The 26,459-nt window shown below is 62.5% G+C and carries 23 protein-coding genes and 5 pseudogenes; 16 read left to right on the forward strand and 12 right to left on the reverse strand.

Annotation, left to right across the window (positions count from 1 at the left end):
- Window positions 1-159: 159 nt before the first annotated feature.
- Window positions 160-317 (reverse strand): annotated as a pseudogene (locus MUN23_RS23175) (integrase core domain-containing protein); the annotation flags it as partial.
- 477 nt (window positions 318-794) lie between these two features.
- Between MUN23_RS23175 and nboR the strand changes: the two are divergent.
- Both nboR and MUN23_RS23185 read left to right on the forward strand, forming a co-directional pair.
- A pseudogene (nboR, locus tag MUN23_RS23180) lies at window positions 795-1,492 on the forward strand (nicotine blue oxidoreductase).
- Between the two features lie 138 nt (window positions 1,493-1,630).
- Entirely contained in the window at window positions 1,631-1,873 is a 243-nt protein-coding gene (locus tag MUN23_RS23185) for a hypothetical protein (RefSeq protein ID WP_248761424.1), read from the forward strand.
- 460 nt (window positions 1,874-2,333) lie between these two features.
- Here MUN23_RS23185 and MUN23_RS23190 read toward each other — a convergent pair whose 3' ends face one another.
- A complete protein-coding gene (locus tag MUN23_RS23190) occupies window positions 2,334-3,482 on the reverse strand; it encodes an XdhC family protein (protein WP_248761425.1) in 1,149 nt (382 codons plus the stop codon).
- A gap of 153 nt (window positions 3,483-3,635) precedes the next feature.
- Window positions 3,636-4,172, reverse strand: a complete 537-nt coding sequence (locus MUN23_RS23195; protein ID WP_248761426.1) for a PadR family transcriptional regulator — start codon at window positions 4,170-4,172, stop codon at window positions 3,636-3,638.
- Window positions 4,173-4,265: 93 nt separating this feature from the next.
- On the opposite strand from MUN23_RS23195, the gene MUN23_RS23200 reads away from it, so the two are divergent.
- The 7 genes from MUN23_RS23200 to MUN23_RS23230 all read left to right on the forward strand — a co-directional run bounded on the left by MUN23_RS23200 (window position 4,266) and on the right by MUN23_RS23230 (window position 13,849).
- On the forward strand, window positions 4,266-5,822 hold the full coding sequence (locus MUN23_RS23200; protein WP_248761428.1) for a class I adenylate-forming enzyme family protein: 1,557 nt from the start codon (window positions 4,266-4,268) through the stop codon (window positions 5,820-5,822).
- Complete coding sequence (locus MUN23_RS23205) at window positions 5,819-8,227, forward strand: xanthine dehydrogenase family protein molybdopterin-binding subunit (protein ID WP_248761429.1); 2,409 nt, start codon at window positions 5,819-5,821, stop codon at window positions 8,225-8,227. The genes MUN23_RS23200 and MUN23_RS23205 overlap by 4 nt, the downstream gene beginning before the upstream one ends.
- Window positions 8,228-8,229: 2 nt before the next feature.
- On the forward strand, window positions 8,230-9,009 hold the full coding sequence (locus tag MUN23_RS23210) for an enoyl-CoA hydratase/isomerase family protein (protein WP_248761430.1): 780 nt from the start codon (window positions 8,230-8,232) through the stop codon (window positions 9,007-9,009).
- A gap of 11 nt (window positions 9,010-9,020) precedes the next feature.
- The gene (locus MUN23_RS23215) at window positions 9,021-9,938 is read left to right on the forward strand and encodes a xanthine dehydrogenase family protein subunit M (RefSeq protein ID WP_248761431.1); all 918 of its coding nucleotides are present in this window, start codon (window positions 9,021-9,023) and stop codon (window positions 9,936-9,938) included.
- Window positions 9,935-11,170, forward strand: coding sequence for a 2Fe-2S iron-sulfur cluster-binding protein (locus MUN23_RS23220; RefSeq protein ID WP_248761432.1), 1,236 nt, complete (start codon window positions 9,935-9,937; stop codon window positions 11,168-11,170). The genes MUN23_RS23215 and MUN23_RS23220 overlap by 4 nt, the downstream gene beginning before the upstream one ends.
- Before the next feature lie 4 nt (window positions 11,171-11,174).
- Window positions 11,175-12,572: an MFS transporter gene (locus MUN23_RS23225; RefSeq protein ID WP_248761433.1), complete on the forward strand. Its 1,398-nt coding sequence runs from the start codon at window positions 11,175-11,177 to the stop codon at window positions 12,570-12,572.
- A gap of 386 nt (window positions 12,573-12,958) precedes the next feature.
- On the forward strand, window positions 12,959-13,849 hold the full coding sequence (locus tag MUN23_RS23230; RefSeq protein ID WP_248761434.1) for an alpha/beta fold hydrolase: 891 nt from the start codon (window positions 12,959-12,961) through the stop codon (window positions 13,847-13,849).
- 196 nt (window positions 13,850-14,045) lie between these two features.
- Here MUN23_RS23230 and MUN23_RS23235 read toward each other — a convergent pair whose 3' ends face one another.
- Both MUN23_RS23235 and moaA read right to left on the reverse strand, forming a co-directional pair.
- Window positions 14,046-14,333: a MoaD/ThiS family protein gene (locus tag MUN23_RS23235; RefSeq protein ID WP_248761436.1), complete on the reverse strand. Its 288-nt coding sequence runs from the start codon at window positions 14,331-14,333 to the stop codon at window positions 14,046-14,048.
- Window positions 14,334-15,404: a GTP 3',8-cyclase MoaA gene (gene moaA, locus MUN23_RS23240; RefSeq protein WP_248761437.1), complete on the reverse strand. Its 1,071-nt coding sequence runs from the start codon at window positions 15,402-15,404 to the stop codon at window positions 14,334-14,336.
- Between the two features lie 288 nt (window positions 15,405-15,692).
- Here moaA and MUN23_RS23245 point away from each other — a divergent pair, with 288 nt between their 5' ends.
- From MUN23_RS23245 to MUN23_RS23275, 7 genes and pseudogenes are all read left to right on the forward strand, one after another.
- Entirely contained in the window at window positions 15,693-16,166 is a 474-nt protein-coding gene (locus MUN23_RS23245) for a molybdenum cofactor biosynthesis protein MoaE (protein ID WP_248761438.1), read from the forward strand.
- Between the two features lie 379 nt (window positions 16,167-16,545).
- On the forward strand, window positions 16,546-18,009 hold the full coding sequence (locus tag MUN23_RS23250) for a sodium:solute symporter family protein (RefSeq protein ID WP_248761439.1): 1,464 nt from the start codon (window positions 16,546-16,548) through the stop codon (window positions 18,007-18,009).
- Between the two features lie 193 nt (window positions 18,010-18,202).
- Complete coding sequence (locus MUN23_RS23255) at window positions 18,203-19,603, forward strand: UbiD family decarboxylase (RefSeq protein WP_248761440.1); 1,401 nt, start codon at window positions 18,203-18,205, stop codon at window positions 19,601-19,603.
- A 9-nt stretch (window positions 19,604-19,612) separates the two neighbouring features.
- Window positions 19,613-20,572, forward strand: a complete 960-nt coding sequence (locus MUN23_RS23260) for a LysR family transcriptional regulator (protein WP_248761441.1) — start codon at window positions 19,613-19,615, stop codon at window positions 20,570-20,572.
- The gene (locus MUN23_RS23265; protein WP_305886575.1) at window positions 20,559-21,164 is read left to right on the forward strand and encodes a UbiX family flavin prenyltransferase; all 606 of its coding nucleotides are present in this window, start codon (window positions 20,559-20,561) and stop codon (window positions 21,162-21,164) included. Before MUN23_RS23260 ends, MUN23_RS23265 begins: the two co-directional genes overlap by 14 nt.
- A 458-nt stretch (window positions 21,165-21,622) precedes the next feature.
- Window positions 21,623-22,201 carry an adenylate kinase gene (locus MUN23_RS23270; RefSeq protein ID WP_248764184.1) on the forward strand — a complete coding sequence of 193 codons (579 nt, stop codon included), beginning with the start codon at window positions 21,623-21,625 and terminating at the stop codon, window positions 22,199-22,201.
- A gap of 193 nt (window positions 22,202-22,394) precedes the next feature.
- Window positions 22,395-22,616, forward strand: a pseudogene (locus tag MUN23_RS23275) (IS1380 family transposase); the annotation flags it as partial.
- A gap of 83 nt (window positions 22,617-22,699) precedes the next feature.
- Here MUN23_RS23275 and MUN23_RS23280 read toward each other — a convergent pair.
- From MUN23_RS23280 to MUN23_RS23305, 7 genes and pseudogenes are all read right to left on the reverse strand, one after another.
- Window positions 22,700-23,404: a tyrosine-type recombinase/integrase gene (locus MUN23_RS23280; RefSeq protein ID WP_248761442.1), complete on the reverse strand. Its 705-nt coding sequence runs from the start codon at window positions 23,402-23,404 to the stop codon at window positions 22,700-22,702.
- A gap of 133 nt (window positions 23,405-23,537) precedes the next feature.
- Window positions 23,538-23,690, reverse strand: a pseudogene (locus tag MUN23_RS23285) (integrase); the annotation flags it as partial.
- On the reverse strand, window positions 23,687-23,944 hold the full coding sequence (locus MUN23_RS23290; protein ID WP_248761444.1) for a hypothetical protein: 258 nt from the start codon (window positions 23,942-23,944) through the stop codon (window positions 23,687-23,689). The gene MUN23_RS23290 and the pseudogene MUN23_RS23285, both read right to left, overlap by 4 nt.
- Window positions 23,945-24,003: 59 nt before the next feature.
- A pseudogene (locus MUN23_RS23730) lies at window positions 24,004-24,555 on the reverse strand (tyrosine-type recombinase/integrase); the annotation flags it as partial.
- Window positions 24,556-24,614: 59 nt separating this feature from the next.
- Window positions 24,615-25,040 (reverse strand): tyrosine-type recombinase/integrase, encoded by a 426-nt coding sequence (locus tag MUN23_RS23295; RefSeq protein WP_248761446.1) that lies wholly within the window; start codon window positions 25,038-25,040, stop codon window positions 24,615-24,617.
- Window positions 25,027-25,602, reverse strand: a complete 576-nt coding sequence (locus MUN23_RS23300) for a hypothetical protein (protein ID WP_248761448.1) — start codon at window positions 25,600-25,602, stop codon at window positions 25,027-25,029. Before MUN23_RS23300 ends, MUN23_RS23295 begins: the two co-directional genes overlap by 14 nt.
- Window positions 25,603-25,663: 61 nt before the next feature.
- Window positions 25,664-26,062 (reverse strand): transposase, encoded by a 399-nt coding sequence (locus MUN23_RS23305; RefSeq protein ID WP_248761449.1) that lies wholly within the window; start codon window positions 26,060-26,062, stop codon window positions 25,664-25,666.
- Window positions 26,063-26,459 lie beyond the last annotated feature (397 nt).

A 26,459-nucleotide genomic window follows, 5' to 3' on the forward strand; every position in this document is an offset into this window, starting at 1 on the left:
CCCTCAATTGACCGTTCTGACCGCTACCTTGACGTAATCCGCTGTCGGGCCTGGAACTCATGAGCTAGACACGTTTTGGGGTTGCCTGAAAACCGTGGACAGTTGATCAGGCGGCGTGTGCCAACTGAGATCTATTTGTGGTGAGGAATCGTTCGTGTTCACGGGTGTGGTGTAGCCCAGGGCTGAGTGCAGCCGGGCACGGTTATAGAACTCCTCGATCCAGCGCCCGTTGCCTGGATCGCTGCCTGCCTGGTTGCACGGCGGCGCCGGTCATAGAACTCGGTCTTCAAGGTGGACCAGAACGATTCCTGCATCGCCTTGAGGGGTCGCGCGGATTGGCTTAGGAGGACGTTCCCACGTCGGTTCTGCCTCGGGCCTCTTAGCCGCTAGTCCTGACATTTGAAGACCCTCTTCCGGTGGAACAGGGCCGTCCCTACTGGCTCGTCTCGAATTACACTTCGCCAGGGCTGGGCCGCTCTTAGGGCGTTCCCCAGCTAACGGCCCCGCCAGGGCAGGTACGCTTTAGGCAGCGACCTCGGCCAGCACTTCGTCTCGCAGCGGAGGCCTGCACGACAGGCCTTGAGAGGGGAGCCCGGGTTGATGGGTAAAAATGGAGGAAGACAGCACCCGTGATCATGCTCTTACAGCCGCGGTTCGATGCCTGCGCCGCTGCGGGAGGTTTTGGAGTGACGGCACGACATTTACGAGGTTAGCGACCACTAACTGGAGTAACCACCTCTACCAGCCAGCAGTCTTTGCTATCGAAACGGAAAGGCGGTTCTTAGGTGGAGCATATGACACCCCTTCCAGCTCCGGGCGGCATTAAGGGCGACGCCACTGCCGATACCACCGCTGTCCTTCTCGCCGCGGGTGCCGGCACGAGGCTGGGGCGCGGCCCGAAGGCGCTGCTGCCGTTCCGGGGCCGCACCCTCGTTGAAGTACTGGCAGACGTCCTGCTCGACGGCGGCTGCCGCGAAGCCGTGGTAATACTCGGGGCCGGGGCGGAGTGGGTACGGAAAGTCCCTGGACTGCAGCCGCACAGTTTGGTGGAGAACCCCGACTGGCAGACCGGCATGGGCAGCTCGTTCAAATTGGGGCTTACCACCGCGCGGCCTCAGGACCATGTGCTCGTGGCACTTGTGGACCAGCCGGGGCTCACACCGGAAACCGTGGGCTTGCTGCTGAAGGCACACACGCCCGGCCGCGTCACGGCCGCCGCGTACCGGAACGACTCCTATTCTGAAGGCTTGGGTTCTGGAGGCACGGGTGCTGAGGGTGGCCCAGGGAACGTGCGGCGCGGTCATCCCCTGCTGCTGGATGCAACGCTGCGTGCCAAAGCCGCGGCGTCCGCAACAGGCGACGCCGGTGCCCGGTTTTTCCTGCAGGCGCACCCGGAGCTGATCGACCTGGTGGATTGCACCCCGGCTTCGGGTCAGGCCAGTCCGGCGGGAAAGACCTCGACACCCCGGACCAGCTGCACCTGCTTGGCTAGCACCTGCTTGACTAGAGCAGCTGCTTTGCCGAGCTCCGAGGTCTCGGAAGACAGGCTGTCGCTCGGTATGACCTCGGTCGCTCCCAGGTTACTTCCTTGCTTGTGGATGAGTGGACCTCGTACCTTTCGACTGCCGCGATGGGTCTCGTCCCAACGTACGCGGCAGTCGGGGCGGCGGCACCCATCATCTTCCTGATCCTGAGGGTCATCCAGGGACTTTTTGTCGGCGGCGTGACCGCCACGACACACACGCTTGGCACAGAAAGCGTCCCGGAGCGCTGGCGCGGCCTGATGAGGCTTGAAAATAGCTGGAACCTCCAAATTTCAAATGTGGCTCTACCTGTCCGCCAAGTGTGGCGGGCAACCCACGCCTTGCTTTGAAAAGGAGGTTCCAGCCCCCTGGACCACACTTCCTCGTCCTTCTGGCAGAGGCCATCAGCGCCGGGGACAGGGTCCGGAGCGCCCCGTCCCCAGCACATCACAAGCCGTCCATCCCAGCTGGGCGATCCGGATCCGACCCGGCGATAATGGCCTTCAGAAGGACCGGGCGCCCCTTCGAACGCCAGCCTCCTCCTGCCTCATATCGCCTAGTCCAGCAGCACCAGGCTTTACAGGCCGAGGAGTTTCTGCGGAGCACCGTTGGCACGCTTCATCCTGAAGACCCGCGGACAGCGGGAGCCCATCTCGATCCGCTTATATCTGCCGCTGCTGTCGAAAAGGTGCCCGGGTCTGTGGACCTTGCTACAGGGCCGGACACTGGTGGTGGGCGGCGACAACAGCGGTTCTTCCGCCGGCGCCTCCAGCAAGGGCGGTGCTGCCGGCAACCAGTTTCGCGGCTTCCCTAAAAAGGAACCTTCTCGGAGTGCTCCTTGGCGTTTGGCTGATACCGGCTCTGCCGGCCATGGATCGGCGTCGACATGGAGGTGAGTCGGCGGCCGCTGCCTCCCCAGGCAGACGCAACGATCTCAGCGGCGATGGACACTGCTGTTTCTTCCGGGGTTCGGGCACCCAGATCCAGTCCAATGGGGGAGGAAAGCCTGGCCAGGGCGTGCTCTTCGACACCGGCATCCCGCAAACGGACCATGCGGTCCTCGTGCGTCCGCCGGCTACCCATGGCTCCAATGTAGGCGGCATCGGTCTGCAATGCGGCCTCTAGCAACGGAACGTCGAATTTCGGGTCGTGGGTCAGAACGCAGATGACGGTCCTGGCATCAACGACGGCGTCTGCCAGGAATTTGTGCGGCCACTGCACAACAATCTCATCAGCTTCCGGGAAGCGCCGCGGTGTCGCGAACACCGGGCGCGCGTCACACAGGGTGACTCGGTAACCGAGGAACTTGCCCATGCGTACTACCGCTGCTGCGAAATCTATGGCACCAAACACAAACATCCGGGGCGGAGGTGTGAAGGAGGCAACGAACACGGCCACGTCGTCAACTCTCTGTTCGCCGTCTTGTCCGAGGTGTAGGGTCCCCGTCCGGCCAGCTTCCAAAAAACCACGCGCTTGGATAGAGACGCCCAGGTCCAGGCCTGTCGATCCAAGGGACCCTGAAACGAAATCACTTCCGATCACCAGATGGCGGCCGACGTTTGAGCTGCCTCCGGTGACTGTGGCCACGCTGAGAGCCTGACAATCCTCAACTGCCTGGGCTACGCGAAGAAATTCAGGAAAAGTCTCCCTGGTGACCGGCTCGATAAAGACTTCTATGGTTCCGCCGCACGTAAGCCCTGCAGCAAAAGCGTCACCGTCTGCGACGCCGTAAACCACCGAAACCGGCTCGCCCGTCGCCAGGACCTGCTTCCCGAGTTCGTATACAGCACCTTCTACGCACCCGCCGGAAATGCTTCCGACGGCTTCCCCCGACGTTGACACTGCCATGGCAGCGCCAGGTGGCCGCGGTGAGGACTCCCAGGTCCGGGTCACCGTCGCCAGGGCGAAAGCAGTTCCATCCTCGAACCAGGACTGCAGCTGGCCAACAATGTCCCTCATGAGCAGTGAATTCCAGGATCATGTCTGTTTTCCATCTTCAAACCGCCTATCGGTATTGGTAATTCAAGCTCATGGATGCGGGCGTTCGGCGCTCAATAGTCCGAGCCACGCTTGGGCCGTCCCTTTCCCATCACTGTTCCAACCCCGGCGATGCTAACTTTCGTGCTCAAGTTCGAACTCTTCCCAGAACTTCAGCGCTGCGTGCTCGAGCGCGAGCCCAAGGCGCAACGGGACCATCCGGTGCGCTACGTCCTCCCGGCCACTGAACCGTTCCTGCATGGCGGCGTATGTCCTGATTCGGTCATGGTGCTGGACAATTTGTTCCTTCGCGAGTAGCAGAAGATTTTCAGGGTGCGCCAGTTCACCGAAGAACAGTTTCATCTGCGCGATGTCCCTGACCTGCATCTGCTCACCGGTGGGCTCTGCGAGCCAGACACGCAGTTCACGCGTTCCCTCATCAGTGATTGAGTACGTCTGGCGCCGGCGCCCGTCAGCCTCGGTTGAGACAGTCAGCAGCCCGGCCTTGACGAGGCTCTTTGGCTCGGAGTAGAGCTGTGCGTGTGGGAATGGCCAAAAGTACCCAACCGAATGCCCGATGGCGCGCTTCAGGTCATACGAGGTGCTGGGCCCTCGCACGGCGACCATCCCGAGAATTACGTATGAGGTTGGGGTCAGCTTAGCCATTGACATGCTATCAAGCATACCGTAGTGTCCTTACCGTATTGAATATACGGTCCGGAATGGACTGTGTTGGATCAACGTCGATCGGTCAGGAGAAGCTGCGTGGATATTGCCACCACTTTAAGATGGGCTGCCGAGCGCTATCCACAGCGGCTCGCTGTAGGGGGCGCGCACCCTCTGACGTACGCCGAGTGGGACAAGCGCACGGATCAGCTGGCCATGGCCCTGCTTGCCCTCGGACCCGTCCCCGGCGACCGCGTCGTCCTCATGCTTCAGGGCGGCGAGCCGCTGGCTTCGCTCCATCTGGCCACCCAGAAAGCCAATCTGACCTCCGTTCCTCTGTCAACACGGTTCGGCGTCCACGAACTGGCTCATTGTGTGGGCGATTGCTCGCCAGCCCTGATTGTGGTCGATGACACCACCGCAGACCTGGTGTCCGAGGCTTGTACTTCCCTCCATGCCTCGGCGGCCATCGTGCATGTCAATGACCTTCGCACACCGCGGCAGTATGCCCGTTCGCTGCCGAGCGCTCCAGCCGAATCTGATTTGAGTGTGATGCTCTACACTTCCGGTACCACGGGAAAGCCCAAGGGCGTGCCGCGCACACATAAGGCGGAACATTCGGCGGCGGTGGCCCACCTGATCCAAACGGGCCAGCCGACGGGCGCCGTGTCCCTAGGTGTCATGCCAATGTTCCACACCATGGGGCTGCGGTCCCTGCTCGCAAGTGTCATCGGCGCCGGAACCTGGGTCCCGCAGGCCAAGTTCAGCGCTGATGAGTCGATGGAGCTGATTATTGAAAACGACATCGATACGCTTTATCTGGTTCCCACAATCTATTGGTCGCTGTACCAGACCGGTCGGTTCCCGGAGGCACACAGCGTGCGGCGTCTCGCCTATGCCGGGGCGGCCATGACCTCCACACTTGCCCAGCAGCTTGTGGAGGCCGTGCAGCCCGAACGGTTCGTTAACCACTTCGGCAGCACCGAGATCTACACTTTTACGATCGGCCCTGACAGTGCGCGAAAGCCCGGATGCGCAGGCCGTGCCGGAGTCTTCTCCAACGTCCGCCTCGTGGATCCCGTACCAGGGGCGCATCCCGATCAGATTGTTGCCAAAGGTGAGCAGGGGCAAATCGCGGTCAGCATGGACAGCCCTGAAGCATTTGCCGGCTACTGGAACCGCCCCGACGCCGACGCAAAATCCATTCGGGACGGCTGGTATTTTCCGGGGGATCTCGCCACAGAGGATGACGACGGTGACCTGTGGGTTTCGGGGCGCGTCGATGACATGATCAACTCCGGCGGCGAAAACCTCTATCCCGAGGAGATCGAGCGCAGCCTTGCCGGCTGCCCCTACATGGAGAATGTGGTGGTCGCCGGGACCCCCCACGACAAATGGGGGTCAGCCGTCACAGCCTTCTTCGTCCCAGCGGACCGGACCGACCCCCGCCTGGCCCTCGCCCAGGTCGAGACATGGGTACGCGAGAAATCCGGCCTGCCCTCGCTTCAACGACCGAAACGACTCGTCGCGATTGACGCTATCCCGACCTCTGCGGTCGGCAAGATCCTCCGCCGCAGGCTCGTCGACGGCGACTACAAAGTCCTCGCCGATACAGAGAGCAACCAGTCCCCACCACCTGCCAGGAGCCCCCAATGACCGATGATCTCGCACGCATCGAGGATCCCCAGCTCCTCACCGGCCAGGGCCGCTTCCTTGATGACCTCGACCCCCTGCCCGGAACGTTGGTGGCCGCTGTAGTTCGCAGCCCGCACCCGCACGCCCGGATCCGTGGTGTCAACTTCGAGCGCGCTCGGCGCCACCCCGGCGTCGCTGCCGTGATCGGCCCGGAGGAGGTTCTCCAAACCCTGAAACCTTTCCCGCTCTCGGTGAAGACCCCGATGCCCTACTACCCAACAGGGACCGATAAGACCCGCTACGTCGGCGAACCGGTCGCCGTGGTGGTCGCCACCGACAGGTACACCGCCGAAGACGCCGCCGAGCTCGTCGAGATTGACTACGAACCGCTGGAAGCCGTCGTGCGCACGTACGAGGCCATGGAGGCGAACGCGCCGCGCCTGCACGATTCTGCCGACAGCAACGTGGCCACCGACCGCACGTTCACCTTCGGGGAGGTGGACGAAAGTTTCGCCAAGGCCCAGCACACCGTCTCCAAGCGTTACTCCTTCCCCCGCTACTCCTCCACGCCCATGGAGTGCTCCAGCGTGATCGCAGAGTGGCGGGAAACCGCAGACGGGCCGGAGGTCACAACATGGGCCAACTTCCACGGACCCTTCTCAATGGTCCAGGTCGTCGCGGGTGCACTCAACATCCCGACGTCCCGGTTGCGGCTGATCGTCCCTGCCGACATCGGCGGCAGCTTCGGCATCAAGGCAGCGATCTACCCCTACGTCGCACTGATGGCTCTTGCCAGCAAGCACGCCGGCAGGCCGGTGCGATGGACTGAAGACCGGCTTGAACACATGCTCTCGAGTTCCGCCGGATCGGACCGCGAAATGACGTTTGAGGCCGCGTTCGACGACCAAGGCGTTATTTCGGCCCTGCGCGTAGACCTGATCGACAACGTCGGAGCCTACATGCGCCCTCCCGAACCCAGTACCCTGTACCGGTGCTTCGGCAGCATCACCGGCTCCTACCGGATCGAGCAAGTCCAGATCCGCGCCCGGGCAGTGGTCACGAACAAATGTCCCACCGGCCTCAACCGGGGATTCGGCGGACAACAGCTGTACTTCGGACTCGAGCGGCTGATAGATGACATCGGCCTCGAACTGGGCCTGGACCCCGTGGAGGTCCGCCGTGTCAACCTCATTGGGAAAGATGAGTTTCCGTACTCGACTCCAAGCGGGGGAATATATGACTCCGGCGATTATCAGACTGCCCTGCAGATGGTCCTCGACGCCGCCGACTATGAGGGGCTGCGGGAGGAACAGCGGGCAGCGCGTGAGCGGGGCGAGCTGTTCGGAATTGGCGTGGCTACCATTACCGATCCTTCGGCGACCAACATCGGATATGTCGGACTCGCCACCCCGATCCATAACCGGGGCCGGGGCAAATCCGGCTCGACTGAGCACGTCCGGGTCAGTGTCGATCCACAAGGCATCGTCACCGTGCTACTCGGAACTGTTCCGCAAGGCCAGGGGCACGCCACCGTCGCGCGGCAGATAGTAGCGGACCGGCTCGGTCTTCCTTTGACGCAGGTGCGCCCCAGGGTGGAGATGGATACGGCGACCACGCCGTGGACGATCAGCACCGGAAGCTACTCATCACGGTTTGCTCCGTTGCTGACAAGCGCGCTGATTGAGGCCACGGACCGTCTGGGCGAGTCCATCCGGATCGCCGGAGGTGTGCTGCTCCAGGCCGACCCTGCGGACCTCGAATTCGCCGACGGACAGGTCCATGTCATTGCCGACCCCGGTCGCAGTGTTTCCTTCCGACATGCAGCGGGTCTCATTCACTGGGATCCGGGTTCCCTGCCTGAGGGTGCCTCCGCACGGATGTACGAGGAAGCTGCGTTCACTCCGCCGCAGTCCAAGGCGCCTTCACGCACCGATCAGATCAACTCGAGCCTGTGCTATGGATTCGTCGCCGAGCTCGTAGCCTGCCGGATAGATCCTGAGACCCTGCAGATAAAAATCGAGACGCTGTCCACGGTGCACGACGCAGGGACAATCCTCAACGCCACCCTCCTCAACGGCCAGATCCACGGAGCCCTCGTCCAGGCACTCGGCGGGGCGCTCTACGAGGAGATGACCTATTCGGACTCCGGTCAGCCGACAGCGACGACGTTCATGGATTACCTTTGCCCCACCAGCGCCGAATCGTCGTTTCCATTGATCAGCAACCACCTCGAGACACCGTCTCCGCTGACCACGTTGGGCGCCAAGGGATCCGGCGAGGGCAGCTCTATGAGTTTCCCTGTGGCAATTGCCAACGCAGTCGCCGACGCCCTGTCCCCGCTCGGGATCTCCATCGACTCGCTGCCTCTGCACCCGAACATTATCCACAGGCTCATCCAAGCGAATGCCACTAAGGAAGGAAACTGACAATGCCACTTACCGGAGGCGAAATCCGACTCGAACGCAGCCACGAAGGCCGCGTCGCAAACCTCACGCTCAACCATGGGCGCTTCAACATCATCACGTGGGAGACCCGGCAAGTGATGGCCGACCGGTTCGCTGAGATAGATGCCGATCGGGACATCAAACTCGTGGTGATACGTGCGGAAGGCGAACATTTCACCTCCGGGGGCGACATCGCGGGCTTCATGGAGGTCGACCCGATTGACCTTACTGATCTTGGGCAAAACGTCACCGCCCCTTCCCGAAGCCCCAAGCCGGTTATCGCAGCCATCGACGGCTACTGCTTCGGGGTCGGCCTCGAGCTGGTCCTGTCCGTCGACATCCGGATCGCTACTACCGCTGCCAGGTTCGCCCTGCCGGAGATGAAGCTAGGCATGATTCCCGGGAGCGGAGGCACGCAGCGGCTTGCAAGGCTGATTGGCCTGTCCCGCGCTAAGTTCCACATTCTCACCGGGGAGCGCATTACGGGCCAGCAAGCCCTCGACTGGGGCCTTGTCAACATCCTGGCTCCCGACGCAGAAGCACTCGAAAAGGAAACCCAGGCGCTTGTCGACAAGATGCTCGGATACTCTCCTATCGCCATGCGCACGGCGAAGGAGGTCCTGGACAAGGGGATTGACGGTCCTCTTTACACCGGCATCGAGCTTGAACGCAAGGCGTATTCGATGCTTCGGGCCAGTCACGATTTCGCCGAAGGGGTGGCTGCTTTCGGCGAGAAACGCACCCCCGAATTCCAAGGACGCTGAGGTATCCAGTCGTGAAAGCAGCCCCCTTCGCATATGTGCGCCCAGGCAGCGTTACTGAGGTACTCAGTGAACTCAGCCGGGACGGCGCCAAGGTCATCGCAGGCGGACAGTCGCTCGTCCCCGTCCTGGCTATGCGACTGGCGCAGCCGACAACATTGGTGGACATTAACGCCGTCGAAGAGCTTCATACGCTGAGAACGGAGCTTAGCGGCGTGCGGCTTGGGGCCGCGGTGCGGCAACGCACAGCACAGCGAGACCCGGCCATCGCAGAAGTGCCCCTGCTCGGAATGGCTCTGCCGTGGATCGGGCACCGGGAGATTCGCAGCCGTGGAACCATCTGCGGCAGTCTCGCACATGCGGACCCTGCGGCGGAGCTGCCGGCCGTGGCCATTTGCCTGGAAGCAACCTTAACGATTGCAAGCCCCAAGGGCGAGCGGACCGTCGATGCGGTCGACTTCTTCACCGCGGCGATGACGACGACAGTGCAGCCGGAAGAGCTAATCACTTCGGTCTACTTCCCGCGTGCCACCGAAACCCAAGGCTTCGGTTTCGCCGAAATTGCCCGAAGGCATGGTGACTTTGCGCTCGCCGGAGTAGCCATACGTGTCGATGCGAAAGACCGGATGAGGCCCTCTGCCCGTATCACGTGTTTTGGCATATCGGACATTCCACGGGTGCGGGACGTTTCAGAGCAACTATCGGATGCTCTGAGTAAGGACGGCCCGGACGCGCCGGAAGCACGCCTGCGCACGGCCCTGGCTGCTGCTGCGGAAGAACTGGCCGCCGATGTTGTCGACACCGGTGGCGATGACCATGGCAGCCAGGCGTACCGGCGTCAGCTGATCACAGCTCTCGCCAGCCGCGAACTCGCTCGAGCCTATGCCAAGGCAGTCCGCGCATCCAGCCACACTGATGAGGAGAAAGCATGAGTACCCCGCGCACTGTTTCCCATACCGGACATGACGACCTGGTGGCCGTCGAGTTCACCGTCAACGGGACGACCGTTTCGTTGAAGGTTCCTGCGCGCATGACCCTCTCGGATGCCCTGCGCGACAACCTCGGCCTCACCGGCACACATATCGGATGTGAACATGGCGTCTGCGGGATGTGCACCATTCTGATCGATGGCGATGCGAGCCGTGCATGCCTGCTCTTCGCCTGCCAGCTGGACGGAGCGCAGATCACCACAGTCGAGGGCCTCGGCAAACCCGACGACCTGCACCCACTACAAGAGTCCTTCGGCCGCCACCACGGCCTGCAGTGCGGATTCTGTACTCCGGGTTTTCTCATGAGTTCATACGACCTTCTCGACCACGAGCCCGACATTCGGCGGGAGGACCTCCCGGAGGAGCTTTCCGGGGTGATCTGCCGGTGCACCGGCTACCGCAACATCATCGATGCCGTCGACGACGTTGCAACAAACCACCGCGACGGCCTCCCGGGACCGAAAAATTGCGGACAACGAACCCTGACCGGCCGCTCTCCCGTCGGATCGACGGCTGCAGCGGATGAATCCACCGCAGCGTCCGACACTGTTCAGGACAGTGCACCCGAAAAAATCAGCATGCCCAGCGGTGAACCGACAATCGCCATTGACGTCACGACCCTTCTCGAATCCCCGCCGCAGGACGTCGCCCGGGTTTTCGCAAACATACAGTTGCTGGCCCGGTGCCTGCCGGGGGCGGAGCTCACGGAGGAGCTTGGCGGCAATTGGTACCGGGGCCGGGCCCGCGTTGCCTTAGGGCCCATCAAGCTTTCGTTCAACGGCTTTGCCCATCTTCTCGAACATAAATCGGACCGGATGCACGTGCTCGGCCAAGCCAAGGACACCGGCGGCGGCCGAGCCCAGGCGGAGATCCATCTTTTGGCGGTCCCTGAGGGGACAGGGACCCGCCTGCAGGCCGAAGCCCGGGTTTACCTCGTCGGTCGCATCGCCGGGTTCGGCCGGTCGCTGGCAGGAGATGTCAGCCGGCGAATGTTCGAAGACTTTGCCAAGGCCGTGGACCAGGCCGCGCGCGGAGAGGAACCTGAAGTCGGCTCCAAACCGCCCAGCGCGTTCGGAATCCTCGTCGGCGCCATGCGTGACCGGATCCGCAGCGTTCGGGATCTCCGTCGAAAGGCGCCCGGTCGTCAAGCCAACAACCCCCACGAAGAAAGGTGATCTGATGCCGCGCAGCACCCGTGGTTCCGGAACTCATTCGCCGTTGCCGGCAGCGTTCGCGTCGGTGATGGGCTGGTCCTTTGACCTGTTTGACCTGTTTTTGTTGCTGTATGTCGCAGGGCCGGTTGGCCGGCAGATTTTTCCGGCTCAGAGCGAGACGTTCAGCCTTGCCTTGGTTTTTGCTTCGTTTGCGGTCAGCATCATTATGCGTCCGGGCGGAGCGGCGGTCTTCGGTGAGCTGGCTGACCGTATTGGCCGGAAGAAGATCATGGTGACCGTACTCGCCGGTGTGGGCCTTTCGACTGCGGCGATGGGCCTGGTCCCGACGTACGCGGCGATCGGGGCCGCGGCACCCATCATCTTCCTGATCCTAAGGGTTATCCAGGGACTTTTTGTCGGCGGCGTGACCGCCACGACGCACACGCTTGGCACAGAGAGCGTCCCGGAACGCTGGCGGGGCCTGATGAGCGGCCTGATCGGCGGTGGCGGGGCCGGGATCGGCGCGACCATGGCCAGTGTCACGTTCATTGTCGTCGGCCAGCTCTACCCGGGCGACGCGTTCGATGAATGGGGCTGGCGTGTGATGTTCTTCACCGGGCTGCTGGGCGCGCTCCTGAGCCTGTTCGTACTCAGCAAGGTCGAGGAGTCCCCGATGTGGCTCGAGGCCCAGGAAGCCGCCAAGTCTTCACCGGCAGCTGCCCCCGCCCAGAAAATGCGGTTCAAAGACCTGCTGACCGGCAAATACCGGACCATCACCCTGCTCAACATCGCTCTGGCGGCAGGGGCCGGCGCGCAGTACTACCTCACCTCGGGATTCCTGCCCACCCTGCTCGGACCGGTCGTCAAAGTGCCCACAGTTGAACGCGGCTGGATTCTGCTCGGCGCGAGCCTCGTGGTCATTGTTGCGGCCACCGGCGCTGGCGAGCTGAGCCAACGGATCGGCCGCCGCAAGACCATGCTGATCTTCGGCGGCATCAACATCGTCGCGCTCCCGCTGCTCACGATCGCAATCGCCGGGTCGGACCCGTCCGCCACAGGGACGATTCTGGCGCTGAGCTGCCTGCTGGCGTGCTTCGCCAACGCGGCTTACGCACCATTGATGGTCTTCCTGAACGAACGCTATCCGACCGCAATCAGATCGCGGGGAACGGCCATCACCTGGAACACCGGCTTCATGCTCGGCGGCCTGCTGCCGACGTTCGTCAATTTGCTGAGCCCGACCGTGGCCGACATTCCAATCAAGCTGGCGCTCTTCCTCGCGGCATCGACGCTCATCTTCATCGCAGTGGTCCTCACAAGCCCGGAAACCCGTGGCCGTTTGGAAAGATCCCACGCGCACGATGACGGCCCGCCGCCACCGAAAAACGGCAAGGGCACGATCAAGAGGACCCCACATACCTAATGCTGTGAGCGCAACGCGACCGGCCCGTTTTCGAGAACGGACTCAGCAGGCGCTGCCCACATCCCACACCGACTCGAATTCATCAGCGCTGCCCCAACACCGCTCCAAACATCGGTCGCATCAACAGCACGCCCAACAGCATTCGAGCTGATTCCGGGCCGCCTCCGCCGCCCGGACATGCTGGGCAATCCTGTGAGCCGTTGAACCAACTGCGCTACAGTGCTCGCAAAAGTCCACGCAGACCATGGCGAACATCGCTGGACCTGATCGGGCCATCGGCCTCCCTGAAACGGCCGAGCGGAACCATCGGAGAGCCACGGCGGTGAGGAACGGCCAACGTTGCCATGCGTGGCCCGGGCTGAGACCAAGTGAAAGGACGTTCTGCGATGGAGCCTGTCTCTCTGACAATTTCCTGTGACGACGGCTATGTACTGGGAGGACATCTATGGGAGCCCGGTTCCTCGGAAGAAGGAGGACTTGGGGCAGTCGTTGTTGTTGCCGGCGCTACCGGAGTCAAAGCAACCTACTATCACCGCTATGCGGCTTTTCTTGCGGAGAACGGGTTCACGTCGATCACCTTCGACTACCGGGGTATCGGTCAATCCAGGGAATCCAGTTTAGAGAATCTGCAGGCCAGCTGGTACGACTGGGCTCTGAAGGACCTTGATGCGGTTCTGGAATGGGCTCAGATCAACTGTGCTGAAAAGCATCTGCATGTCGTCGGCCACAGTTTTGGTGGGTTTAGCGTCGGATTAGCGCGCAATGGTCGACGGATTAATCGGCTGCTGACAGTGGGCGCTCAGCATGCCTACTGGCGGGACTACCGCCCCGGTCATCGGCTAGGGCTCTGGTGGCGCTGGCACATTCTGATGCCTGCTTTGGCGTTCGGGAACGGCTACTTTCCTGGCAAGCGACTCGGCTGGCTTGAGGATTTACCGAAGGGTGTGGCCATGGACTGGGCACGGAGCCCGAGGGACTTCACTACCGGGGGAGCGGGTCATGCCCGCGAGGTGATACGGGCGCATCAGGCTTCATTCACTGCCCCGACGCTTGCCGTGGCTGCCACAGATGATCCGTTCGCAACAGAAACTGCTGTCCTCCGGGGCCTGAGCTACTACCCCAACAGCTCCGCCATCTTGGTGCAGCTGAAACCGCAGGACTTCGGGAGAGCAGAGATTGGGCACTTCTCGCTTTTCCACAGCAGCTTTCGCGACACGTTCTGGATGGGTACCATCCGGTGGCTTCGAGACGGCGTGAATCCGTGGGCCCTGAAATAACACGCGCTGTTACTGCGCTGCCCGCACGTCCAGAAGCGCCGGTGCTCGCGTGCGCTTTTGGCTCCGAGTGGTTCTCGGTCTCGAAGTTGCCGCTGGACTCTTGTCGGGTTTCGGTTCCTCACCAGAGCCCAGGATGCCGACCCGGCCCGCCGCGTCCGCCGCCGAACCGGGGGACAGCGCTCGGAGGCGCGGAGCCTTATCCTCCGGCGAATGGCGGCAGAATGTCCACGGTTGCAGTCTCGGCCAGTAAGGTATTCCTGTCGCGGACGCTGACTTCGTCCACCAAGAAGCTGCTCCGGTCCAGCACCTGAGCCAGTGACGGCCTCGTGGGGTCATCGGGATGGAGTTCCAAAATCCGATCCAGCAGTGCGCCGAGGGACACACCGCCTGCAGCCCAGCTGTTGGAGTCGACGTCGCCGCACGCTATCGTTTCCTCCGCCACCTGCGCGGCATGCATCGCGGCCGCAAAGTATCTGACCAGCATTCAGCCGCCTATCGCACTCATAGAGCGGTCTGACTGGACGAAGTCAACGCCGCCGAGCCCGGTGTGGTCCATACCGTGTGCCTTCGGCTTGAGCCACATCGCCTCTGACCAGCGCTGGGCGATGTCCGTGTCTGTGGCTCCCGTGCGGAACAAACCCAGAAGGTCGGTTTCCTCACGCGAGAACAGGCAGCTCATGATCTTGCCCTCTGCGGTGACCCGAGTGCGTTTGCAATCGGAGCAAAACGGTTCGGTAACTGAGGCGATTATCCCCACGGTGCCCAGTACGACATCGGGGGCGTCCTGGGCACGAACCTGCCAGCGCTCGGCAGGGGCGCCGTCGCGTTGCCTCGGGTCCGGCGTGAGCACGAAGGATTCCTCCAGAAGGACCCGGATTTCGGCTGCCGTAATCATGTTCTCCCGGGTCCAGCCATGGTCCGCATCCAGCGGCATCTGCTCGATGAATCGCAATTCGAAGCCACTGGCCACGGCCCAGGAGAGCAGGTGCACAGCCTCATGGTCGTTGATGCCTCGCATCAGCACTGCATTGACCTTCACCAAGCCGATTTGCACCCTGGCGGCCTCCGTGACGCCGGCCAGCACCTGATCCAAGAAGGGGCGGCGGGTCAGTGCCCTGAAGGTTTCAGCGTGCAGCGAATCCAATGAGACGTTGATCCGGCTGAGGCCAGCATCCTTAAGCGCCCGAGCCTTCTTCGCCAGACCGATCCCGTTGGTCGTCATGGAGATCGGCAGCTCAGGGTGATTGTGCCGCAACCGGACAAGGATCTCGACCAGGTCCCGCCGCACAAGGGGCTCACCCCCGGTAAGCCGCAACTCGCGAATGCCCAGAAAGTGCACACCGATGCCCACCAGACGCACGATCTCATCGGCCGTCATGATCTGGTTCTTACTCAGCCATGCCAGGCCCTCCTCCGGCATGCAGTAGGTGCAGCGCAGATTGCACTTGTCCGTGAGGGACAGTCGCATATCAGTCGCTCGCCGGCCGTACCGGTCCGCGAGACCTCCTGCCGGGGACTGGGAGCCAGCAGGCAGCGGACGCATTGAAACACTCATGTCCTGAGGTTACGCCCCCCTTCTCAACCATCCTTTGCATATGGTCCGAATCAGACCTATATTACTTATTAAGTCCTTTAGGTATCTTGCACCAGCCCGGCAGAATTTGAACATCGAATCGGAACAGATGAGGGAAAGTCCCCGTGTCATGGCCAGCAATTGCTGTTGTACTCAACGAGGACGACCGCGAGGACTAGGCCACCTTGAGCAGCAACCTCTCCCAAGTCCACAGGTGGTTGCCGTTAGTTGTTCCAATTTTTTACAGCCAGCTGGAAGGGGTAAACGAACATGGCAGGCGACGAAGCGAAGAGTCCCCGGATCAGCAAAGTGGTTACCGCCGTGGTCAGCAACACCGCTATCAGCCTGGACACGGCCCTCGCCGCGGTGGCAGCGGAGGAGTGCGGCGCCGTCGTGAGCTTCAGTGGCGTGGTCCGCAACCACGACGGCCGCCGCGGCGTGCTCCGTTTGAACTACAGCGCACACCCGAGCGCGAATCGTGTGATCGAGGATATTGCTGCCGAGGTCGCTGGAAAGTACGACGATGTCAGGCTCTGGGCCGCTCACCGTGTAGGCGAGCTGAAGGTCGGGGACGCGGCACTTGTCGCAGCGGTGTCCGCGGCCCACCGCGGCGACGCCTTCGATGCCTGCCGGGATCTCGTGGAAGGTGTGAAATTCCGGCTGCCGATTTGGAAAGAGCAGTTCTTTGAGGACGGAGACGTGGAATGGGTTGGCATCGGAGTTAACGGACAGGCTGATAGATGAACTGCCGTCTGGCGCCTCCTTGCTTGGTAGGCGTCACACGGTTCAAAGCGGCGGGACGCCGTGGCCGAAAGCCTCGCATTCCGCGGATGGTCCCGCGGCGGGTCTCTGCCCGGCTTATAGCCAGAGGGATGCGCTAGCGTCTTTGGCACCCCGGATCAGTCCGCCGCAGCGGCCACGCTGCTCAATGAGGTTCCCGACCGCTGCCACGGGCCTGGTCCCGACAAGCGCCTCAGTCGGTTCCTCGGCCACCGATCACCCCAGGACCTATCAGGGGGAGTGATACGGCGGATAGCTAAACGGTATTAGACGTGCAATGGTCCAAGACATACCGTCGTTGTGGCGTGGCTCACGTTATGGGCCCCGGAACTAGGAGACATGGATGAAATCCGCTTGGTTAGTCATGCTCGTCGTCGTTGCCTATATGGCGGTGCTCGCAGCGATCAGTTACTTCGTCCGCCGCTCTTCCCGGACCTCGGAAAGCTTCGCCAGCGGCGGCAAGGCATTTCCCGCCGTACTGATAGGCGTCCTCCTTGCCTCGGAATTCATCGGAACCTCCGCCAGCATCGGCACCGCCCAGGAGGCGTACAAAGTCGGAATCTCCGCGGCATGGAATATAGTCGCCCTGGGCCTCGGGTTCATCCTGTTCTCCTGGCTGCTCGCCAAGCGCTTCAAGACGCTCGGTGAGATCACGATCTCAGGAGCGCTGGCCCGTACCTACGGTGAACGGGTGCGCACAGCCACCTCAGTGATCATGGTCTGCGCCCTGCTGATCGTAGCGGTTTCGGTCTATGCAAGCGGCGGTGCCATCCTGGCCAACCTCCTCCAGATCGACAAATCGCTGGCGATCGTCCTGGTCGGGGTCCTGGCCACGCTCTACGTCAGCATCGGCGGGATGCGGTCGGTCGTCTACACTAACGTGGTCCACACGATCGTGAAGCTCGGAAGCGTCGTCCTCCTCGCGGTAATCGGCATGTCGCGCGTAGGTGGCATCAGCGGACTCAGGGCCAAACTTCCGGAAAATATGTTTTCGATCGACGGAGTCGGTTGGCCCCAAATCTTCGCATGGCTCATTGCAGGGATCGGAGCGATCTTCGCCACCCAGTACGTCGTCCAGGCCATCACTACCGTCGAGGACCCGAACAAGGCGCGCCGCGCCGCATTTTACTCGTCGCTGGTCCTTATCCCGTTCGGGCTCCTTGCTGCCGTCGTGGGCATGTGCAGTGCCGTGCTCTATCCGAAGATCAACTCCATCCAAGCCCTGCCGGCCCTCACTGCCGATATCGACCCGCTGCTCGCAGGCTTCGTCATTGCGGGTCTGGCAGGGGCGATGTTCGGCACGATCGCGGCATTGACCATCGGCTCATCGACCCTGCTGCTAAAAGACTTCTACCAACGATTCTTCAACCCGGGACAGGACGCGCGGAAAAACCTCGTGTTCATCCGGATAGCCACCGTCGTCACCGGCGTCATTCCGATCTCCCTCGCCCTCACCGCATCCAACGTCCTGACCATTACGTTCCTCGCGAAGTCGTTACGCGCATCGCTTGCTGTGCTCGTCGTTCTGATGTTCTTCAAGCCCGGCTACGGCACACGGGCCGGCGCATTCGCCTCGATAATCGCGTCACTGGTGACCACCATTGGCTGGTTCCTGGCCGGCAACCCCTACGGCATCGACAATGCATACGTCGCAGTTGCAACGCCGATAGTGATTATGACAATCTGCCAGCTCTTCAAACCCCGAGGAACCGACGCCCTCGAGCTGTCACCAAAAAATCGGCAGGACCCGCGCACGAGTGACGACGCCGAGCCGGGCGCTACCTTGCAGACCAACGGACGCACGTAGCCGCCGGAACCCCCGAGCCATGCCCCGCCAGCTCATCCAGTGGCACCGCGAGCATCGTCGTGGAGGACGTGCGCGCATCGAGATCAGTATCAACCGAAAACACACATGGCCTGGAGCGCAACCGGCCAACTGAAGGAGCAAGAAGATGAGTCCGTCACCAGAGCAGGCTTTGCAGGACGCAGCGAGGAAGCCCATGAGCACCACTGACGTACCCGTCGGCGCAAGCCTGCGCGGCTGGCTCGACCATCTGCAGGCCTCCGGTCGCCTGTCTCTGACCGAGCCGGGCATTGATCTGCGTTTCGGCGTCGCCGGGGTCGCCAACCGTCTGGACGGTACGAGTGCCTCGATCTTCCCCAGACCCAGCGCACATGTCGTGCCCGTTGTCTCCGGGCTGCTGTCCCAGCGGTCTTGGATGGCCGAGGCGGCAGGCGTTGGACAGGAAGAGCTGATCTCCAGCTTCGAGAATGCCTGTCTCAGCCCGGTGCCGTGGATCGAAGTGGCGGACGCGCCATGCCAGCAAGTCGTCCACCACGATGTCGATCTGGAGAAGCAGCTTCCGATCCCTACCCACAACGAGCACGATCACGGGGCCTACATCACAGCCGGGCTGCTCATCGCGCGACGGCCCGACACTGGTGTGCAGAACGTTTCAATCCACCGCCTTCAAGTCAGCGGCCCTGACCGGCTGGGTGCCTTGCTCCTGCCACGACACACACTCGCCTTCTTCCACCAGCAGGAACGAGAGGGCGCGGACCTGGACATCGCCATCGTCGTCGGGGTAGACCCCCTGACCCTTATGGCCTCACAGGCGATTGTGCCGATTGACCACGACGAGCTCGAGATCTCCGGTGCACTGCGCGGATCTCCCCTCCCGGTGACCAAATGCGTCACCAACGAGGTGCGTGTCCCCGCCGATGCCGAGTTCGTCCTCGAGGGCCGACTGCTTGCCAATATCCGCGAGCCCGAGGGACCGTTCGGCGAGTTCCCGCAGTACTACGGCGAGCGGGCGGAGCGCCATGTCATCGAGGTGGACGCGCTTACCCACCGGACGTCACCCATCTACCACACGATCGTCGGAGGAAGCCTCGAGCATCTCCTGCTCGGAGGGATCCCGCGAGAGGCGTCCTTCCTGTCCCACCTCCGGCGCAGCTTCCCGTGCGTCAAGGACGTCCATCTCTCCCGGGGCGGCACGTGCCGATACCACCTCTCCGTACAGGTCGACCGGCCCAAGGCGGGCGAGGCGAAGAACGTCATCCTCGGAGCACTCGGAATGCACTATGACATCAAACATGTCACTGTTGTCGACACCGATGTCGACGTTCACAACCCTGCCGAGGTGGAATGGGCTGTCGCCACAAGGTTCCAGGCCGACCGTGATCTGATCGTCGTCCACGGGGCACAGGGCTCCAAGCTGGACCCTTCAACTGACGACGGGTTCGGTTCGAAGATGGGCCTTGATGCTACCGCCCCGGTGGACGCACCCCCGATGAAGTTCACGCGCATCCGCGTGCCGGGCCAGGAAGAACTCGATCTCGACCAGATAGTGACGTCTGCCCCCGTCGACTGGGAACAACGTGTAGGCAATGTCTCATAGGGGGCGGCGGTGGAACTGAGACAGCTCACGTATTTCGCGTGCCTGTACCGCGAGGGGAGCGTCACCCGTGCCGCACAGCGCCTCAATATTGTCCAGCCGGCGTTGTCCATGCAGATCGCGAAGCTCGAGAGCGAGCTCGGCCAGACGCTGTTCGAACGGACGCCCAAGGGCATGACGCCCACAGCGGCCGGAGAGCACGCCTTCGAGCTCTTCTCACCGCTGCTGGACCGACTCGTCCGGGCACGCCAGGAACTTCTGGGAAATCGTCCGGAGATGACGGGCTCGATCCGTGTCGGAGTGATCGCATCGGCGGCCAACGCAGCGTTGTCGGACACGCTGGCGCACTTCGTGGAACACTATCCGGACGTCCAGATCTACGTGACCACCGGGTTCAGTAGTGAGCTGGTCGAGAAGCTCCGCACGGGTGAGCTCGACTGTGTGGTCATCAACCAGACCTTCGGTCAGGTTGACTTCGCCGCCCGCGAAATCCTGGACGAGGAGTTGGTGGTCACCACCGGAGCAAGAACGGCAATGTTGGTCCCGATCCCCGTGCCGCTCCACGCCCTGGCTTCGCTCAACCTCGTTCTGCCCTCACGACGCCACGGCCTGCGGAAGGCCATCGAAGATGTACTTCGCGCTCACTCAATCGAAGTGCGCCCGCAGCTCGAGATCGATGACACCAGCGTCATCGAGGAACTCATTCAACGGACCAACTGGGTCTCAATCCTTCCCGCCGGCATGGTCAACCGCGGCCTCGTGCAGGGGTCCCTCCGCGTGTACGGACTGGCGGCGCCGGGGGTCTCCAGACGCATGTTGCGTCTGAGCGACCCCAGACGTCCCAGCACCCTAGCCGAAACGACATTTATAGACGTGTTCACCGGGAAGCTTCGTGCGCTGCAGTTGTCCACTACCGGCTTCACCACCGTCCCCATGCAAATACCACTGGAGGATCAAAATGAAGATGCCTGACCTGACCCCACGCCTGATAGTTGGGATGTCCGGAGCCTCGGGCGCCGCATACGGCGTCCGGCTCCTCGAGTTGCTCCGTGATACCCCAATCGAAACGCATCTCATCGTCAGCAAGGCCGGACGCCTAACGCTCGCCCAGGAGACCGACCTCCGCATGACTGACCTGGAGGCGCTTGCCGACGTCGTCCACCCAAACCAGGACATCGGGGCGACCATCGCAAGCGGATCGTTCCGCACGATGGGCATGATAGTCGCCCCGTGCTCGATCAAGACAATGTCCGAGATCGCCTCGGGAATGACCTCATCACTACTGGCGCGTTCAGCTGACGTCGTGCTGAAGGAACGCCGAAGGCTGGTCCTGATGGTGCGGGAGACCCCGCTACACCGCAACCACCTGAGGACGATGGCCGATCTGAGCGAGCTGGGAGCGGTCATCGCTCCGCCCGTGCCTGCGCTCTACACACGGCCGCAGTCGATCGACGACATAATCAACCACACAGTTGGCCGCGTCCTAGACCTCTTCGAAATTGAGTCCGGTCTGGTGAAGCGGTGGGATGGAGTCACGAACGAGCGCACCAGACAACAACAGTGACACCCCGTGGGACCTGGGCTGGCGTAATCTTCCCTATCGGAGTTCCCGCCCGGCATATCACTGCGGGGGAGAGGCCGCCTGTCTGGATTGGTTGGTCGGTTGAGGGAGTCTGACGAGCTGTCGCGAGCTCCGTGTGAGTCAGTCACTCTTTCCCATTCGGCTCAGATCCACAAGACATGACCTAGGACAGCAAGCAGGCCGAGGGCAAAACAGGCAATGAGTGCCGTTAGGCCGTGTTTCCCGACTCTTGAGCTCCAGGGCCATAACGATCGCCGGTACTAGGATCCCCAGAAGGGACAGAATACCGAGAACGTTTATCGCTGAAACCACCCCACGGGATTGCCCACTGAAGCAATTCCTCCGTCAACCGACCGCGTTCAGCAGAGGACACTCCCTGATCGGGTAGTCCCGAGCGCCGACCAAAAACAGAATCAACGACAGGACAATTCATGACAAGAATGCTAATTATCGGACCTCCGGGTTCCGGCAAGGGTACGCAAGCGGAACGCATCTCGGAGCGCCTGGACGTCGTTGCGATCTCCACCGGCGACATCTTCCGCGCGAACGTCAAGGGTGAAACGCCGCTGGGCGTCGAAGCGAAGAAGTACATGGACGCGGGAGACTTTGTTCCGGACAGCGTGACCAACAAGATGGTCCGCGACCGGCTCAGTGAGAGCGACGTCGAAGGCGGCTTCCTGCTGGACGGCTACCCGCGCACCACGGCGCAGGTTGACTACCTGGACGAGATCCTGGCCCATGGTGACCAGAGCCTCGACGTCGTCCTGCAGCTGACCGCGTACGATGAGGAGCTTGTTGCGCGCCTGCTGGGCCGCGCCAAGGAAACCGGCCGCAGCGACGACAACGAGGCCGTCATCCGCCACCGACTCGATCTTTACCACGAGCAGACCGAGGCCGTTGTGGCCAAGTACGCCGAACGCGGCATCCTCACCAAGGTGGACGGCAACGGCGGCATTGACGAAGTCACCGACCGGGCCATGGATGCCATTGGCGCGCGCGACCTGTTTGGCGCGACCTAATTTGATGGATGCTGCCGATCGCGCGCGCTCAAGGGCAGTACCTGCGCAGGTTCAGGGCGGCTCGGGAGACTAAACCTGAATCCACCAGTCTGATTCGGCTGCGGTCGGCGATTTAAAGCGAGAATGCCCGTCTTTCAAGGAAAATAGGACTTGCTTAGAGCTCATATTGACCGAAAAGAGAGGCATCTCGTAGATGCAACTTTCTCACAAGCCCGCGGCGGTTTCCAGCGCTTTTGATGATCCGAATCTCGTGTCGGCAGCCGGGCTGCTGCCGGCCATGGGCCTGGCCTGGTCTACGGGTCTCGGGGCGCTGGTTGATGAGCACCTTCACCTGCCGGACTATTTCGGGGCCAATGCCGGGCTGAAAGTTTCTGCCTTGGTCGCCGGAATGCTGGCCGGTGTCGGCTGCATCGACCTATGCCGAGCCCGCGACTATGCCGAGGCTGCTGCCAGGCCGGTCTTGTGTGCAGGGGTCCGGCGGACGGCGGCTCGGCATAGTTACAGGCTCTCGAGGAACGCGAGGATCTTGTCTGTTGGGTGGTATCGGCCAGGGTTCGCGGATGCGGGTGTGGTCAGGGCTAGGGCTTTCTCCTTGATGGTGATGTCGGCATGGACGTAGGCGTCGGTGGACCGGACTCCGGCGTGGCCGAGCCAGAGGGCGATCACTGAGGTGTCGACCCCGGCTTGAAGCAGGGTCATCGCGCAGCTGTGACGGAACACGTGGGGGTGGATTTTCTTGCCCGATAGCGATGGGCATGTTCGGGCCGCGGTCGCTGCGTGGGTGCTGACGCGCAGCGCGACGGCGTCGCGGGAGAGCCGCCGTCCGGTCCGGGTCGGGAACAATGGCTCGTGTGGTTGTCCGGCTCGTTCTGCCAGCCAGGAACGCAGCAGTCCCTCAACGGGAGTGGTGAGTGGAACGGCGCGTTGTTTGCGTCCTTTGCCTTCGCAGCGGACGTTCGCGCCGGTGCCCAGGGTGACATCGGCGCAGTTCAGGCCCGTGAGCTCGGAAACCCGTAGTCCGGTCTGGATGGCCAGGAGCATCATGGCCCTGTCTCGCCGGCCCTCCCACCTGGATTGGTCAGGGGCTGCGACGATGGCGTCGATCTCGGGCGGGGTCAGGAACGTTACGATGCGCTTGTCGAACCGCTTCGGCGGGATGGCGAGCACGCGCTGGATCAGCAGCGCGTGCTCGGGATGACGCAACGCGGCGTAGGCGAACAGTGAGCGGATTGCTGTCAGGCGGACGTTTCGGGTTCTGATGGTGTTGCCTCTCGTGGTTTTCCAGATGGGTGAGGAATCCTGAGATCATGGCCGCGTCCAGGTCGTTCCAGTCCAGTTGGGAAGGCAACTTGCCGGTCCGTGCATGGATGAACTCCAGCAGCAGCTTCAGGGCATCGCGGTAGGCTGCGATGGTCCGTGGGCTTGCTTGGCGCTGTTGGGCGAGTCGGTCGGTGAAGAACATCTGCAGGGTCGGTGCGATCAGCGTCATGAGCGGATCGCCGTCCAACCGGTGTTCTGGCGTGCCGCTGCCAGGGAGAGCAATTCCGGCGCGGCCGAGAGATACCAATAGGTGGATGCCGGTTCGCGGTGGCCCAGGTAGGTTGATAGCGATGGAAGTTTCGCCTGCACGTCCTCGCCGGTGCGATACCAGCTGAGCAGGGTGCGGACCGCGAACGTGTGGCGGAGATCGTGCAGCCTGGGCGCCGAGACTGCCCCGCCCCCGACCCCGGCGTCATTGACCAACTGCCGGAATGTTTGGCAGACGGCCGCGTAGCATAGGCGTTGTGGGTCTGGGACACGAAGAAGCTTGGCGCCTCTGGTCGGGGGTCCAGTTCGTCGCGGAGTTGGGTGTATGCCCTCAGCGCCTGCATAGCGGTGCTGTGAAGTGGAACCAGCCGGGACTTACCGAACTTGGATTCGCGGATCAGCAGCACGTTTTCGGACCAGTCGATGTCGCTGCGGTCAAGCTTGATTGCCTCACCGATCCGCAAACCACTCGCCGCGAGCAGCCCGACCAGAGTCTCGTAGGTCGCGGCCCGCAGCGGTGGGTTGATCGAGATGCGTGTCTGGCCCATCAGCGCTTCGATGTCGGCTGTGGAGTAGATGAACGGTGGGCGCCAGCGCTGCCGGTGCGGCATCAGACCCGACGGCGGGATCTCCGTGCTGGGGTAAATACCGGCCAGATAGCGGGCGAACCCCCGGGCCGCTGTCATCCGATGCGGCCCCACCGTCGTCGGCCTCCCTGTGGGCGATTGCTGCGCCCAGTCCAGTGCCGCATCGATGGTCACCGTAGACGCTCCGTGAACGTTCAGATAAGCCACGAAGCCCGGCAGTAGCCATCGGGCCTCGGCCATTTCATGCCCGAGCGAACGACGCAGTTGCAGGTAGTCTGCGAGGTCCTGCTCCAACGCACTCACCGCCCGAGCCCCGGCCACGGCTGGGCAACCTGGCGCAGCACGACCAGATCAACTTTCGCATAGAGGGCGGTAGTGGCCAGATCCTGATGGCGCAAGTCCTGGCTGATCGCCACCAGGCCCGCGCCCCTGCGGAGTAGTTCGCCGGCCAGGGCACGCCTCAGCCCGTGCGCTCCGACATTGGGCAGGCCCGCACGTTTGCAGGCCCGCTCGACAACGTCGCCGACCAGCTCGGCGCGGATCGGTCCGCGCGGAGCCCGGCAGGTCAGGAAAACATGCACGGCCTCTACAGGATTTCGGCCAGAGGACAGATAGGCGACCAGCGCTTCGCCGACCTCAGACGGTAGCGGCAACCGGTCTTGCCGACGCGCCTTGCCCCGGACCATGAGTTCCCCGGACCGCCAGTCCAGGTCACGCAATTCCATGCGGGTAACGCAGGACCGAACGCAGCTCGGCCACCCGTCCCTTCGCCGACCCGGCCGAAACCCGGGCGAATTCCCGCAGCAGAAACGCATTGATCTCTACCCCGGTCAGAGCCTCTGGGGCGAATACTCCACCGGCCGAGGACTCCTGAAGGAAACACCGGGCAGTATTCTCGTAACGCAACACCGTGGTCAGCGCCAAGCCTCGCTCCTCGGTCATCCACAACCGGTAGGAGGCCAGAAGCGCACTCAACGGCGTCACCAGGGCCGCTCTCTCAGGGAGAGTGCCAACTTCGCGCAAATAGCTCAACAGCGGCGTCATCGCGCGGGGACCCGGGCTTCTCCGCTGGCCGGCCTCGCTGCGGGCAGCGAGGAACGCCGCTACGCGTTCCTCGTTCAGATCCTCTCTCCTGAGCCCTTCGGCAGAAAGCCAGAGACCGAGCTGGCCTAAATCCTTCAGCATGTTCCGGACGGTGCCCGGCGTGTAACCCCGCCGCGTCAGCCATGCCCGGTAACCCTCGATGTGCGGCCACAATCGGCCGGCTTCCCTCTTCGGTGCTGACACTGCACTTCGCCTCCTTCATGGGAGCACAGTTGCTCCCATGATCAGGCTCCTCCCCGGGAAACTATGCCGATACGGCGTGGTTCACGTCTTCGAGGAAGCCAAAGCGCCACTGTCCGCTCTCGCTGGCTGCCGGGATACCCTCGGCATAGTCGCGGGCTCGGCATAGGTCGATGATCAGGATCCCGTCGGGATCGCCCAAGTGGCGGTTGACGTAGGTGAACAGGTCATCCCGCACAGCATCCGGGTCCCAGTCGGTAGTCGAGAGCAGGCGCTGCATGCCATCCGGGGTGCCGTGCCCGGCGCGTTCAGACAGGGTCCAGGAATTCTTGCGTTCCTCATCCGAAAGCAGCCCGCGCACATACCCAACAGCATTCCGCCGTGGTTCGGACCGGACAAACCGTGGCCCAATAAGATCGCCGATTTCTTCCAGACCTTCGGCCCACTCTTCTACGTCCGCCACACAAATATCATCACTCACCACCAACGATTAACAGGCCACGAGCGGAAAGTCCGGTAAAAACGCCGATGCAGCCAAAATTAAACGCGACTGTAGTACTAAGAGGGAACGGACCCAGCGTGCCAGGTCCGTGTTGCCACGCAACGACACCGTAAGAATGTGGTGCACGGAAGCGGACTCGAAAAAGGGTTTATGAGCGCTCGCGCCGGCCCGAAAAAATCTTCCGTGCGTCCACGGCAGCAGACGTTTCATGCCTCAAGACCCCCTTCCAGCGATGCGATAATCATTCCGGTTCCTGCCTTTCTGGGTGTCCGTTCCGTCACCGCACGGTGGGGCGGCCCGCTCCAAAAATACGGCGACCTTCTGACAGTAGACGATGGTCAGAACTTAGATTCCAGCA

Origin of the sequence: Pseudarthrobacter sp. SSS035, from assembly GCF_023273875.1 — a bacterium.
Taxonomy (GTDB): domain Bacteria; phylum Actinomycetota; class Actinomycetes; order Actinomycetales; family Micrococcaceae; genus Arthrobacter.